A 13,081-nucleotide genomic window follows, 5' to 3' on the forward strand; every position below is an offset into this window, starting at 1 on the left:
AATCGATTGCAATCTTGCGGCGCAACATAAATTCCAAGTTAAATCTGATTTATTCCGGGCAGGAAAACGTGCTGCGACGCAGCGTTACAATCGATTGCAACGGCGGCAAGGTACAGTGCGCTGCGGCCGCTGGGAGCCGCACCGATGCCCAGGGCTTTGCATGTCGTCGACCGTTCCTCCGCTCTCCTTCGTGCGCATCCTGGCGCTCAACGCCGGTTTTTTTGGCGTGCAATACAGCTTCGGGCTGCAGCAGAGCAACATGAGTCCGATCTACAACTATCTGGGCGCCGACCACGCCAACCTGCCGTACCTTTGGCTGGCCGGGCCGATCACCGGCCTGGTGCTGCAGCCGTTCGTAGGGGCCTGGAGCGACCGCTCGGTGACGCGGTGGGGCCGGCGCATGCCGTACATGGTGCTGGGGGCGTTGGTGTGCAGCCTGTGCTTGCTGGCGATGCCATTCAGTACCGCGCTGTGGATGGCGGTGTGCCTGCTGTGGGTGCTGGATGCGGCCAACAACGTGGCAATGGAGCCTTACCGTGCGCTGGTGAGCGACGTACTGACGCCGCCCCAGCGACCGCTGGGGTATCTCACCCAGAGCGCATTTACCGGCCTTGCGCAGACGCTGGCCTATCTCACGCCGCCGTTGCTGGTGGGGATGGGCATGAACCAGGACGCTGCCAACGCACACCACATCCCTTACGTCACCATCGCTGCGTTCGTGATCGGCGCGGGCTTTTCAGCGGGCTCGATCCTGCTCACGGCACGCAGCGTGCGCGAACCGGCGATCACGCCGGCAGAGATCGCACGCATCCGCCAGAGCGGCGCCGGGCTGGGGGCGACCGTGCGCGAAATCGGCAGCGCGCTGCGCGAGATGCCACCCACCATGCGCCAGTTGGCGCCGGTCATGCTGTTTCAGTGGTACGCGATCTTTTGCTACTGGCAATACATCGTGCTGTCGCTGTCGACCACGTTGTTCGGCACCACCGACCCCACCTCGCATGGTTTCCGCGAGGCCGGCCTGGTCAATGGGCAGATTGGCGGGTTTTACAATTTCGTCGCGTTTCTGGCGGCGTTCGCGATGGTGCCGGTGGTGCGTCGCTTCGGTCCCAAGTACACGCATGCGGCCTGCCTGGTCGCCGCCGGTATCGGCATGTGGCTACTGCCTGGCATCGAAAATCGCTGGCTGATGTTGCTGCCGATGATCGGCATTGGCCTGGCTTGGGCCAGCATGATGGGCAACCCGTATCTGATGCTGGCCGACAGCATCCCGCCCGAGCGCACCGGTGTGTACATGGGCTTGTTCAACCTGTTCATCGTGCTGCCGATGCTGATCCAGATCGTCACCTTGCCGCTGTATTACGAGCATGTGCTGCACGGCGACCCGCGCAACGTGGTCCGCCTGGCCGGCGCGCTGATGCTGGCAGCGGCAGCGGCGATGCTGTGCGTGCGCTTGCGTAAGCCGAAGGCGGTGGCGGCGTAGTCACCCCGCCTGCGTTGCTGCATAACGGCCGCCGTTCGATGCCCTAGCGACCACGCGCAGTTGCGCTCGGCTCGCGGTCAAGCACGCTCTTGCGATTCCCGATTCCCGGCCTCACGCCGACTCGCGCACCACCAGCTTCACCGGCATTTCAACCGATTGCACTTGCTCGCCTGCAATCAACGCCAGCAGCCGATCGACCAACAGCCGCGCTGCCAAGCCCAGATCCTGCTGCACGGTGGTCAACGGCGGTTGGCTATAGGCAGCCAGCGGGATATCGTCGAAGCCCACCAGCGAGATGTCTTGCGGCACGCGGTGGCCGGCCTCGACCAGGGCGCGGATTGCGCCCACGGCGATCACATCGGAAGCGGCGAACAAGCCATCGGGTGGGTCGGTTTTCTTGAGCATCGCGCGGGTGAGGCGGTAAGCATCTTCGCTGACGAAATGGCTGCGCGCGTGCAGCCGCGTATCGAATTCCAGCCTGTGCCGTTCCAGCGTGTGGCGATAGCCGGCAAATCGCGGCGCCACCTCTGGTAATTGGTCATCGCCCAAGAAGGCGATGCGTTGGCGGCCGCTGGCGATGAGATGTTCGGTGGCGAGTACGCCGCCCTGGAAATTGTCGCTGCCCACGCTGATGTACGACTGCCCATCGATGCGGCTGCCCCAGACCGCCATCGGCAGGCCGTCGCGTGCGGCTGCATCCAGCGCGGCGTGTTCGGAACTTTGCCCCAGCACGATGACGCCGTCGGAGCGGCTGCCGCGCGCAAGTTGTTCCACCCAGCCATCCTGATGCCGGTCCAGTTTGGAGAGCAGCATGCTGTAACCGCGTCCGGTGAGCTCTTCGGCCAGCAGCGCCAGCATGGTCATCAGGAACGGGTCCGAGAGCGGCTGATCCAGCGCATGCATCATCGGCACTGCCACGCTCACGGTGTTGGAGCGTTTGGCGCGCAGGCTGCGTGCCACCGGGTCGACCTGGTAGCCGGCATCGGCCGCAATCTGCTTGATGTAGGCGCGGGTGCGTTCGGCCACGACCGGGCTGCCGGCCAGGGCACGCGACACAGTGGATTCGGACACGCCCGCCATGCGCGCGATGTCGGCCATCTGCGGACGGGCAGTGAGCGTTGTGCGGTCTGAAGGTTTGGCCATGGCAGCGCGCTGCGGAAAAGCCAGAGTGTAATCAGTTCGCAATAGAGGCGGGTTGTCCGCACGGTGGCGACTGCTTGTGCACGCGGGCGGGGCGCACACGCACACGGATCTGCTGGCCTGGTGGGCGCTCCCGCAGATCGGGCGGCGGACGTGCGGGGCAGGTGGGCAGCGGGACATGCAGAGGTGCGCGGCGAGAGCGTGTTGTGCGTACAGCGCAACGGCCGTCGGTTGTGCGCTCGCTTAGCCCATGTAGAGCCCGCCATTCACCGCGTAATCGGCACCGGTGACATAGGCGGCCTCATCGGAGGCGAGCCAGGCGCACAGTCCGGCAACTTCGGCCGGTTTGCCGAGCCGGCGCACCGGCACCGAGGTGGCCAGGCGATCGAGCACATCCGGTGGAAAGCTGCTGATCGAGGCGCTGGCGATATAGCCGGGCGAGATGGTGTTGACGGTGACCCCGCGCGAGGCGACCTCTTGCGCCAACGCGCGACTGAAGCCATGCATTGCCGCCTTGGCAGTGGCGAAATTGATCTGCCCGATCTGGCCCTTGTGTGCGCTGACCGAGCCGATGTTGACGATGCGCCCCCAGCCGCGCGAGGTCATGCCGTCGACCACCTGCTTGGTGATGTTGAACAGCGAATGCAGGTTGCTGGCGATCACCGCATTCCAGTCGTCGCGCGTCATCTGCCGGAACAAGGTGTCGCGGCTGCCGCCGGCATTGTTGACCAGCACATCGATCTCGCCGACTTCAGCCTTGACCTTGGCGAACGCAGCCACGGTGGACTCCCAATCGGCGGCATTGCCTTCGGATGCCACGAAATCGAAGCCCAACTCGCGCTGCTCGCGCAACCACGACGCCTTGCGTGGCGAATTAGGCCCGCAACCGGCAACCACGGTATGCCCGCTGCGGGCCAGCTTCTGGCAGATCGCGGTACCGACACTACCCATGCCACTGGTGACGTATGCGATGCGGAGAGTCATTGGTGTTTAACTCCTTCGGAGTTTGGGAATGGGGAATCGGGACTGGGGAATCGGTAGAGACAAGAGCCGCTTTTCGGTATCTGTTTTCGTATTTGGACGTCAGGAATCGAAACGACTGCATAGCGCCGCCCTACCGATTCCCCACTCCCGATTCCCCATTCCCGGCGGCAGTCAACGCGCGAGTGGAAAGAGACCAAACAACAACCCGCCGCCCAGCATCAACAGCGAAATCAACACCGCCCACTTGAGCGTGAAGCGTTGATGGTCGGCGAAGTCGACCTTGGCCAACCCGACCAAAAGATAGGTCGATGGCACCAGGGGGCTGAGCAGGTGCACCGGCTGGCCGGCGAGCGAAGCGCGGGCCATTTCCACCGGGGTGATGCCGTAATGGCCTGCGGCTTCCGACAGGATCGGCAGCACGCCGAAATAGAACGCGTCGTTGGACATGAAGAACGTAAACGGCATGCTGACGATGGCGGTGATCACCGCCAGGTACGGACCCCAGCTATCGGGAATGACGGCCAGAAAACTGCGCGACATCGCTTCGACCATGCCGGTGTTGGACAGGATGCCGGTGAAGATGCCGGCAGCGAAAATCAGCGACACCACCGACAGCACGTTGCCGGCGTGGTTGACCAAGCGGCGGCGCTGTTCGGCCAGATTGGGATAGTTGATCATCAGCGCCAGCGCGAAGCCGATCATGAACAGCACCGGCATCGGCAGCACGCCCTTCACCAGCGCGCCCATCAAGACCAACGTCAACAGCAGATTCACCCACAGCAGCTTGGGCCGCTTCATGTCCTCGGTGTCTTCCACGCGCGGCAGGGCGTCGTTGTCTTCGGGGATGCTGGTGTCCAGCCAGTTGCCGTCCGCCGGCAGGCGCACCACGCCCAGGCGGCGGCGTTCGCGCATGCCCAGATACCACGCCAGCGCAAGGATGCCGGCGATCGCCAGCAGCATGGCCGGCACCAGCGGCACGAACACATCGCCCGGTTCCACATGCAGCGCGGTGGCCGCACGCGCGGTGGGGCCGCCCCACGGAGTCAGGTTCATCACGCCGCTGGCAAGGATGGTGACGCAGGTGAGGTTGAGCGCGTTCATGCCCAGGCGCTGGTACAGCGGCAACATGGCCGAGACGGTGATCATGTAGGTGGTGGAACCGTCGCCGTCGAGCGAGATCAGCATCGCCAGGATCGCCGTGCCCATCACGATCTTCAGCGGGTCGCCCTTGACCAGGCGCAGGATGCGGCCGACCAGCGGGTCGAACAGCCCGGCATCGATCATCACCCCGAAATACAGGATGGCGAACATCAGCATCACGCCGGTGGGCGCGATCTTCTTGATGCCTTCGAGCATCATCTCGTTGATGCCGGTGCCGAAGCCGCCCAGCAACGCGAACACGATCGGTACCGTGATCAGAGCCACCAACGGCGATAGCCGCTTGCTCATGATCAGGTACATGAAGGTGATCACCATTCCGAAACCGAGCGCGGTCAGCATGCGGGCGAATCCTTTGAGGCGTACAGCAGGGGGAGAGTGGAGCTCAGCGTTGCGCAAGGTGCGCAGCGCCGATGATGCAGGTGCGCGGTTGCTGCTGGACGCACGCGAGGTGGCGCAAGCGCGGCGTTGCGCGCGGGCGTACCGACGTAGCGGCGCGTTGCGCAGATATGCGCGAATAGCGTGCGCACGTCGGTCTTTCCGATTGCCGACACGATGCAGTTGCGCATCAGAAGTCGTACTGAAAGCGGCCGGTCACCGCCAGCGTGTGGTCGACCACTGCGTTGGCGATGCGGTTGCGGTTGCGGCTATCGATCACGTTGAGCATCACGCGCAGGTTCGGCTTGAAATACCAGTTGCCGCCCAGCGTCCACGACTGCGTGCTGGCGTTGATGAAGTCCGGTTGCCCGTCCAGATGCTGGTCGCCACGCATGTAGTCGTAGCGCAATGCCAGCTCGAACGCACCGGAGGGGCGGTTGGGCGTGGCGATGCGGCTGAAGCGGCCGGTCTTGCGGTCGTACCCGCGCGATTCGCCGGTGACGAACCAGCTGATCAGCCCATAGCTGGCCAACACCTCGGCGTGCTGCGCGCCATCGTCGAGCAGGCCGCCGCTGAATTCGCTCTGCCACGACCACGGCCCGAGCACTTCGGCATATTCCAGCGACCATTTATCGAAATCGGTATCGCGCCCATCGGCAAAGCGCGCCAGGGTGATGCGGCTATTGTTGGCCAGATCGTTTTCCGGACGTGGGCGGATCAGCAGCGACGAAGCGCCACCACTGCCCGGATGCGAATAGCGCTCGTGCGCCAGCGAGATACCCAGGTGGCGCAGGCGTGCCTCGCCCATCTCCGGCGCGTAGGTCAGGCGCGTGCCGAGCGCACCGCCCTTGGTCGAAGAATTATCGATGCTTTCCAGGCTGTAGGCAGACGTGGACCAAGTCGCATCCGGGCGATTGGTCTGCCAGGAAATGGCCTTGCGGTAGATCGGTGCCAGCGTGGTCGAGGCATAGCCGCGTTCCAGGAACGGGCCGTAGTTGGAGCCGGTGCGATCGTCGAGCGAGAAGTACTGCTTGAACTGGCCGACGGTCAACGTACCGGCCGAAAACTTCTTGGCGATATAGACATCGCGCGCCAGGATGCCGCGGCTGCCTGCCTCGTATTGCAGGCCGGCGAAATCCGCCTCGGCCTTGTAATTGAACCCGTAGAACTTGCCGGACACATCCAGCCACACGCGGCGGAACTGGGTGTCGTTGTGCTCGCGTGCACCACGGTCGTCGTTGTCGAACACGGTGAAGTCCCAATGCACCCGTCCGCCCAGTTCGGCAGTGACCGGGCCGGCCTCGTCGGCTGCATGTGCCGCCGGTGCCAGGCAGATCGCCGCGCAGGCGCCCAAGGCACGCAAACGCAAAGTGTCGTTGCTCACAGACCCTCCCAGGTACATGTGTGAATCACGTTTGACGATGCACCGCACAACCGCCGCGGCGCGTTGGCAGCAGCCTAGTCCGGCGAAGCTGTCATGGACCTGTCAGTGCGAGGGAAGGGGGAATCGGGAATGGGGAATCGCAACAGCGAGATCGCGGCAGCGGGTGCCGAGGTGTAGAAGCTTTTGTTCTCTGGGCCTGTTACCTTCCGGCCGCGGCCCAGCGCCGTTGCGATTCCCCATTCCCTATTCACGATTCCCCACCCGATGCGCCTTCTGCTAGTCGAAGACAATGCCGACCTCGCCGATGCCATCGTGCGGCGCATGCGCCGTAGCGGGCATGCGGTGGATTGGCAGGCCGATGGGTTGGCGGCGGCGAGTGTGTTGCGGTATCAGAGCTTCGATCTGGTGGTGCTGGATATCGGTTTGCCCAAACTCGATGGACTGCGGGTGCTGGCCGGCATGCGCGAGCGGGGCGATGCCACGCCGGTGCTGATGCTGACCGCGCGCGATGGCATCGAAGACCGCGTGCAGGCGTTGGATGTCGGTGCGGACGATTACCTGGGCAAGCCGTTCGACTTCCGGGAGTTCGAAGCGCGTTGCCGCGTATTGCTGCGGCGTAATCGGGGCCAGGCCAGCGAGGTGGTGCAGATCGGTGGATTCGTCTTCGACAATGCCGCGCACACGCTGCTGCTGGATGGCGTGCCGATCGAGTTGCCCAATCGCGAATATCGCCTGTTCGAAATCCTGATCGGACGGCTCGGGCAGGTGGTTGGCAAGGACGAGATCGGCAACGGGTTGTTCGGCTTCGACGACGACGCCGGGCCCAACGCGATCGAGCTGTATGTCGGCCGGCTGCGGCGCAAACTGGCCGCCGCGCCGTTGCGTATCGTCACCGTGCGCGGTGCCGGTTACAAACTCGAAGAAGCCGACCCGCATGCGCCGATGGAGCCGGGCGTCGATGGCTGAGCCGCTGACGGTGGCACCGTCGATCCGGCGCACCTTGCTGCTGTATCTGGGCAGCCTGTCGCTGCTGGGTGCGGTGGTGCTGTTCTTTGCCGCACGCGATTACGGCCAGCGTGCGGCCAATCGGTCCTACGATCACCTGCTGGTGTCCTCGGCCCTGTCGATCATCGACAGCGTGGCGTTGGTCGGCGGCGACTGGCAGGTGGATCTGCCGTACGCCTCGCTGGATCTGCTCGGCATGGCGCCGGAGGACCGCGTGTTCTATCGCGTGTTCGATGCGCAGGGCCGCACCATCACTGGCGAAGACACGCTGCCGCTGCCGCCGCGTGCGCCGCGCGACGAGCGGCCGCTGTTGTTCGATGCGCAGTACAGCGGCGAGCCGGTGCGCTTTGCGGTGGTGATGCATCGGGTGGCGTCGGCGTCTGGGCAGGGCGAGGTGCGCGTGCAGGTGGGCCAGACCCGGCGCGCACGCGATGCGGTGGCGCGCGATGTGGTGCTCAACGCCTTGGTCGCGATCGGCGTGCTGTCGCTGCTGGCGCTGGGCCTGGTGTGGCTGGGCGTCTATCGCGCGTTGCGGCCGCTGCAGCGCATCGAGGGCGATCTGTCGCGGCGCGAGCCCTCCGACCTCAAGCCGCTGAACGTGCCGGCGCCGCAGGAAATGCAGTTGATGGTGACCGCGCTCAACCGGTTCATGGCGCGGCTTTCGTCCAGCAACGAAACCTTGCGCGCCTTCATGGCCGAGGCCGCGCACCAGATGCGCACGCCGCTGGCGGCCTTGCGCGCGCAGGCGCAGCTGGCGATGGACGACGACGACCCGCGCGAGATGCAACGCAGCCTGGTGGCGATCGAGCGCAACGCCAGCCACATGAGCCGGTTGCTCAATCAGTTGCTCAGCGATGCCAGCGTGATCCATCGTGCCAACCTGCAGCGCTTTGCCACCGTGGATCTGGCCGAGGTGTTGCATCAGGCCTTGCACGAAGCGCTGCCGCGCAGCCCAGGCGCACCGCGCGTGCAGCTGGCGATCGACCCGCAACCGGCGCTGCTGCGTGGCGATGCCTTGCTGCTACGCGAGGCGCTGAAAAACCTGATCGACAACGCATGCAAATACGGTGCCGGTGCCTCGCTGCAGGTGGCGCTCACCAGCGACGGCAACCATCACGTACTGACCATTGCCGATCATGGCCCCGGCATTCCGGCAGCCGAAGCCGAGCGTGTGTTCGAGCGTTTCGTACGTGGGGCGGATGCGCCGGTCGGCGGCGCCGGTCTGGGGTTGGCCATCGTCAAGCGCGTGGTGGAAGCGCATGGCGGGCGCATCGATCTGGCCAACCGCATCGGTGGCGGCTTGATCGCCTCGATGCATTTTCCGGGAGGAGGGGCGTGATGCGGCCGATGTGGATGCTGGTGTTGCTGCTGGTCCATGGCATCGCCTGCGCGGCGCCAGGCGATGTGCGTCGCTTTCCCGCACAGGGCCCGGTGCGTGTGCAGCTGCGCGTGCAGGGCTCCACCGACCTGGAAGTGTTCGGTGCAGTCATCCGGGACTACCAACGGTTGCATCCGGGCACCGAGGTGATCTACGAAGACGTGATCGCCTGGGACATCTATGACCGTTATCTGCACCCAGGCCATGGCGCACCTGCTGCAGACATGCTGATCAGCGCCAGCATGGATCTGCAGACCAAACTGGTGAACGACGGCCACGCGTTGACGCATCGCTCCGCACAGACCGAAGCCTTGCCGGCATGGGCGCAATGGCGCCATGAAGTGTTCGGCATCAGTTACGAGCCGGTGGCCATCGTCTACAACACGCGCAAGCTGGATGCCGCCCGCGTGCCGCGCACGCGCCGGCAATTGCTGGCGTTGTTGCGCATGCCCGATGCACCGCTGCGCGGCAAGGTCGGCACCTACGATGTCGAACGCAGCGGCGTGGGGTATCTGTTCGCTACCCAGGACGGCCAGGTGGGCAGTATCGCCGGTGCGCTGCTCGCTGCGCTGGGGGCCAACCGGGTGGTGTTGGAAGAGCGCACCGGCAGCTTGCTCGACCGCGTCAGCCGTGGCGAGCTGTTGCTGGCATACAACGTGCTTGGCTCCTACGCACAGGCCCGCATCGATGCGGGGGCGCCGCTGGGCATCGTGCAGCCGCAGGACTACACGCTGGTGGCGTTGCGCACGGCAGTGATCCCCAAGACGGCGCCGCATGCGCCGGAGGCGCGCCGGTTTCTCGACTATCTGCTCTCGCCGCGCGGTCAGCAGGTGCTGTCGCGCGAGGCGCGGCTGATGCCGATCCTGCCGGCCGCCGGCGGTCGCGGCGGTTCGGCGCAGCCACCATTCCGCCCGATCCCGCTCGGCCCCGGCCTGCTGGTATACCTGGACAAGCTCAAACGCCGCCAGTTTCTGGATGCCTGGCGGGCGAGCACGCAGCCGCCGCGCTAGAGCGTGTTATGCACGTTGAGATGAGATGCGTTGGCCGTCAGCGGTGCGGCGCGGGTGCTGCGTGGCGCCGGCGTGGCTGGCGCCAAGGCAAGCCGCGCGGCGCCCGCGCCGTGCCGCTGACGGCCAACCCTGCGGGAAGCGCCCTGTGGCGCGCCGAGACCGCGTTGCGCACCTTGCCCAGGCGGCCACAGCCTGGGCCGCAGCGCACGCCTTGTCTGGGCGCGCCACAGGACCCTTCGCACTCACCTCAAAGCACATGACACGCTCTAGGGCAAAGGCATCGGCGGCGGCCCTGTGCCAGACTTGGCGCATGGCCGATCTCACTATTCTCGTCGCCGACGACCACCCGCTGTTCCGCGCCGCCGTCATCCACGTGCTCCAGCAGACCCTGCCTCAGACCAACGTGGTGGAAGCCTCCAGCGCCGCCACCTTGAGCGCGATGCTGCGTTCGCACCCGCAGGCCGAGCTGGTGCTGCTGGATCTGGCCATGCCGGGTGCACGCGGTTTTTCGGCGCTGCTGCATGTGCGTGGCGAGCACCCGGACATCCCGGTGGTGGTGATCTCCTCCAATGATCATCCGCGGGTGATCCGGCGTGCGCAGCAGTTCGGCGCGGCCGGTTTCATTCCCAAATCCACTCCGGCCGAATCGATCGGCACCGCGGTGGCCAGCGTGCTCGAAGGCGCTACCTGGTTCCCGCCGATGACCGCCGAGCGTTCGGAGGCCGACGCGCAACTGGCCTCCAAACTCGCTCAGCTCACCCCGCAACAGTTCCGCGTGCTGCTGAGCCTGGCCGACGGCCTGCTCAACAAGCAGATCGCACACGAACTGGGCCTGGCCGAAAACACCGTCAAGGTGCACGTCACCGCGATCCTGAAAAAGCTCGACTGCTACAGCCGCACGCAAGCGGCTGTGCTGGTCAAGGCGCTGGAGCCGGAAGGCGAGGGCTGAGCCCGCGTGCGGCATGGGTTGCTGCGTATTGCGGTCTGCAGCACGCGCAACGCATCGCGGAGCCAGCCAGTGCGGCCGCGCGAGGCCCGGCGATCAAGCATGGCGAGCAGTCCTTTTTTCAGTCGCTCTAGGCTGGCGGCTGCCGATGGAACACCATGCCGCCATGATGCAGCTCATCGTCGTTGACGAAACGCCCATCGGCAGTGAAGCCGGTGTCGTCCCAGTAGTCGATGTGATTGCCGGTGATTTCGTAGCGGCCCTGGTAGGCGCTTTGGCGTGTGTCGCGAGCCTCGTCGTAGCGGCCGTTCGGCAGGAGTTGCTGCCGGATCCGTCCGTCGCCGGTGACCCACATGCCGAGATAGGGGTGTGCTTGCATCGGATGTCCTGGTTGTTGGGTCGCGGTAGCGGTGGGCGCGGTGGGCGGTTGCGCAGCTGCCGCGAACGGGCAGGCGAGCGCCGAGCCGGCGCCCAGCGCCACCGCGATGGCGGCCTTCATCGGTCTGTCGCTCATGGGCTGGCCCTGCGTTGCAGTTGGCGATGGCCGCGCTGCAGCACCGCGTCGTAGGCGGGCAGGTCGAGAAAGGCGTTGACCTCGACCGCCTTGCCATCGGCCATCCGCATGATCCATGCGTAGCGATTGCGATAGCTTCCGCCATCACGCAGCGTGGCCACGCCTTCCCACTGCACGATGACGTGCTCGCCATCGGCCCAGATGCGTTGCTGCACCGGCCGCAGCGGCGAGGCCAGACGCTCGCTCAGCGGGCGCACCGCGGCCTCGACCAATACCTCGCGACCACGCAAGGTGCCGGCGCTCGGGCCGGAGCCTTCGATGGTCCACACCACCTCGGGCGACAGCAGCGTCTCGAAGATGCCGCTACCCCCGTTTTGCCACTGCGCAAAGGCCGCTTCGACGATGCGCTTGTTGCAGGCGGGCACCGGTTGCTCTGCACAGGTGTCTGTGGATGCAGCGTCCTTGGATGTGGCGCCGGCGTTGCCTGCGAACGCTGCGGCGACGAGCAGCGCTGCCGCCGCGAGGGTGGAGGGTCGGGTCATGGCTGCTCCGTGGTGATCAGGTGCGCAGCTGCACGTGATGGCTGCCGTAGATCAACTGCTGCGCCATCGGCCTGCCGATGAAGCGTTCGGGGAAGATCGGCGGCACTGCGCTGACCGCGTCCAGGCGCGCGAGCTGCTCGTCGGCAAGCACGATCTCCAGTGCGCCGAAGTTGTCTTCGGCCTGCTGCAAGGTGCGTGCGCCCATCACCGGCGACACGACGGCCGGGTTGCGCAAGGTCCAGGCCAGCGCCACCTGCGAGCGCGATACGCCCAGTTCATCGGCGATCGCACCGACCACATCCGCAATCTCCAGCGAACGCGCAGTGAGATGCCCTGTCGAGGCGATCACCCCCTTACGGCTGCTCGAGACCTCTGCCGCATTGTCGTCGGTCAGATCGGCGCGGCTGTATTTGCCGGTGAGGATGCCACCGCCCAGCGGCGACCACGGCAACACGCCCAGGCCGAGTTCGCGCGCCATTGGCAGCAGCTCATGTTCGACGCTGCGTTCGACCAGGCTGTACTCGATCTGCAACGCCACCAACGGCGACCAGCCGCGCAGGTCGGCCAGGGTCTGCAGTTGCGCCACGCGCCAGGCCGGCGTATTGCAGATGCCCAGATAGAGCACCTTGCCCGATTGCACCAGATGCTCCAGCCCGCGCATCACTTCGTCCGGTGCGGTGGTGAAATCCCAGGCGTGCAGGTACAGCAGGTCGATCCGGTCGGTGGCAAGTTGGCGCAGGCTGGTTTCGACCGAGCGAATCAGGTTCAGGCGATGATTGCCGCCGGAATTGATGTTGTCCGCATCGCGTGCCATGGTGAATTTGGTGGCCAGCACGAAGCGTTCGCGTCGGTCCTTGATCAACTCGCCGAGGATGCGTTCGGAGCCGCCGTTGGTGTAGTTCACCGCGGTGTCGATGAAGTTGCCGCCGCGGTCGGCATAGGCGTCGAAGATGCGCTTGGCTTCGCCTGCATCTGCGCCCCAGCCCCAGGCTTCGCCGAAGGTCATGGTGCCCAGCGACAATGGCGAGACGCGCAGGCCGGAGCGGCCGAGCAGGCGGTAGTGGTCCAGTGAGCGTGGCTGATGCATGCGTGATGTCTCCCGGTAGTGGCCTGGTGCGTGTTGCCAGCCACTGTGCCGCGGCGCGGGGGGCGAGCGTGAGCC

At 65.6% G+C, this 13,081-nt stretch carries 12 protein-coding genes; 5 read left to right on the forward strand and 7 right to left on the reverse strand.

The genetic code is table 11. From position 1 onward, the window contains the following. Nucleotides 1-160: 160 nt before the first annotated feature. Nucleotides 161-1,480 carry an MFS transporter gene (locus EO156_RS13380; protein WP_016849121.1) on the forward strand — a complete coding sequence of 440 codons (1,320 nt, stop codon included), beginning with the start codon at nt 161-163 and terminating at the stop codon, nt 1,478-1,480. 111 nt (nt 1,481-1,591) lie between these two features. On the opposite strand, the gene EO156_RS13385 is transcribed toward EO156_RS13380, so the two are convergent. From EO156_RS13385 to EO156_RS13405, 4 genes are all read right to left on the reverse strand, one after another. Further along, entirely contained in the window at nt 1,592-2,623 is a 1,032-nt protein-coding gene (locus EO156_RS13385) for a LacI family DNA-binding transcriptional regulator (RefSeq protein ID WP_016849122.1), read from the reverse strand. Between the two features lie 240 nt (nt 2,624-2,863). After that, nucleotides 2,864-3,604: an acetoacetyl-CoA reductase gene (gene phbB, locus EO156_RS13390; RefSeq protein ID WP_005920685.1), complete on the reverse strand. Its 741-nt coding sequence runs from the start codon at nt 3,602-3,604 to the stop codon at nt 2,864-2,866. Nucleotides 3,605-3,775: 171 nt separating this feature from the next. Then, nucleotides 3,776-5,104, reverse strand: a complete 1,329-nt coding sequence (locus EO156_RS13395; protein WP_003483418.1) for a CitMHS family transporter — start codon at nt 5,102-5,104, stop codon at nt 3,776-3,778. A 226-nt stretch (nt 5,105-5,330) separates the two neighbouring features. Then, a complete protein-coding gene (locus EO156_RS13405; RefSeq protein WP_016849123.1) occupies nt 5,331-6,524 on the reverse strand; it encodes an OprO/OprP family phosphate-selective porin in 1,194 nt (397 codons plus the stop codon). Between the two features lie 264 nt (nt 6,525-6,788). Here EO156_RS13405 and EO156_RS13410 point away from each other — a divergent pair, with 264 nt between their 5' ends. The 4 genes from EO156_RS13410 to EO156_RS13425 all read left to right on the forward strand — a co-directional run bounded on the left by EO156_RS13410 (nt 6,789) and on the right by EO156_RS13425 (nt 10,866). Beyond that, nucleotides 6,789-7,490 (forward strand): response regulator transcription factor, encoded by a 702-nt coding sequence (locus tag EO156_RS13410; protein ID WP_003483413.1) that lies wholly within the window; start codon nt 6,789-6,791, stop codon nt 7,488-7,490. Beyond that, nucleotides 7,483-8,868: a sensor histidine kinase gene (locus EO156_RS13415; RefSeq protein ID WP_003483410.1), complete on the forward strand. Its 1,386-nt coding sequence runs from the start codon at nt 7,483-7,485 to the stop codon at nt 8,866-8,868. Before EO156_RS13410 ends, EO156_RS13415 begins: the two co-directional genes overlap by 8 nt. After that, nucleotides 8,868-9,917 carry an ABC transporter substrate-binding protein gene (locus EO156_RS13420; RefSeq protein WP_005920681.1) on the forward strand — a complete coding sequence of 350 codons (1,050 nt, stop codon included), beginning with the start codon at nt 8,868-8,870 and terminating at the stop codon, nt 9,915-9,917. Before EO156_RS13415 ends, EO156_RS13420 begins: the two co-directional genes overlap by 1 nt. Before the next feature lie 310 nt (nt 9,918-10,227). Further along, nucleotides 10,228-10,866, forward strand: a complete 639-nt coding sequence (locus EO156_RS13425) for a response regulator transcription factor (RefSeq protein ID WP_016851542.1) — start codon at nt 10,228-10,230, stop codon at nt 10,864-10,866. Nucleotides 10,867-10,993: 127 nt separating this feature from the next. Here the strand turns inward: EO156_RS13425 and EO156_RS13430 are convergent, their stop codons facing one another. Genes EO156_RS13430 through EO156_RS13440 form a run of 3 tightly spaced genes read right to left on the reverse strand, consistent with a single transcriptional unit; the run spans nt 10,994 to nt 13,006 of the window. Then, nucleotides 10,994-11,362 (reverse strand): Atu4866 domain-containing protein, encoded by a 369-nt coding sequence (locus EO156_RS13430; protein WP_005921659.1) that lies wholly within the window; start codon nt 11,360-11,362, stop codon nt 10,994-10,996. 11 nt (nt 11,363-11,373) lie between these two features. Then, the gene (locus EO156_RS13435) at nt 11,374-11,919 is read right to left on the reverse strand and encodes a nuclear transport factor 2 family protein (protein ID WP_005921661.1); all 546 of its coding nucleotides are present in this window, start codon (nt 11,917-11,919) and stop codon (nt 11,374-11,376) included. A gap of 16 nt (nt 11,920-11,935) precedes the next feature. Further along, nucleotides 11,936-13,006, reverse strand: coding sequence for an aldo/keto reductase (locus EO156_RS13440; protein ID WP_016851541.1), 1,071 nt, complete (start codon nt 13,004-13,006; stop codon nt 11,936-11,938). Between the last annotated feature and the right edge of the window lie 75 nt (nt 13,007-13,081).

Origin of the sequence: Xanthomonas sp. DAR33341, assembly GCF_003992815.1 — a bacterium.
Taxonomy (GTDB): domain Bacteria; phylum Pseudomonadota; class Gammaproteobacteria; order Xanthomonadales; family Xanthomonadaceae; genus Xanthomonas; species Xanthomonas cissicola.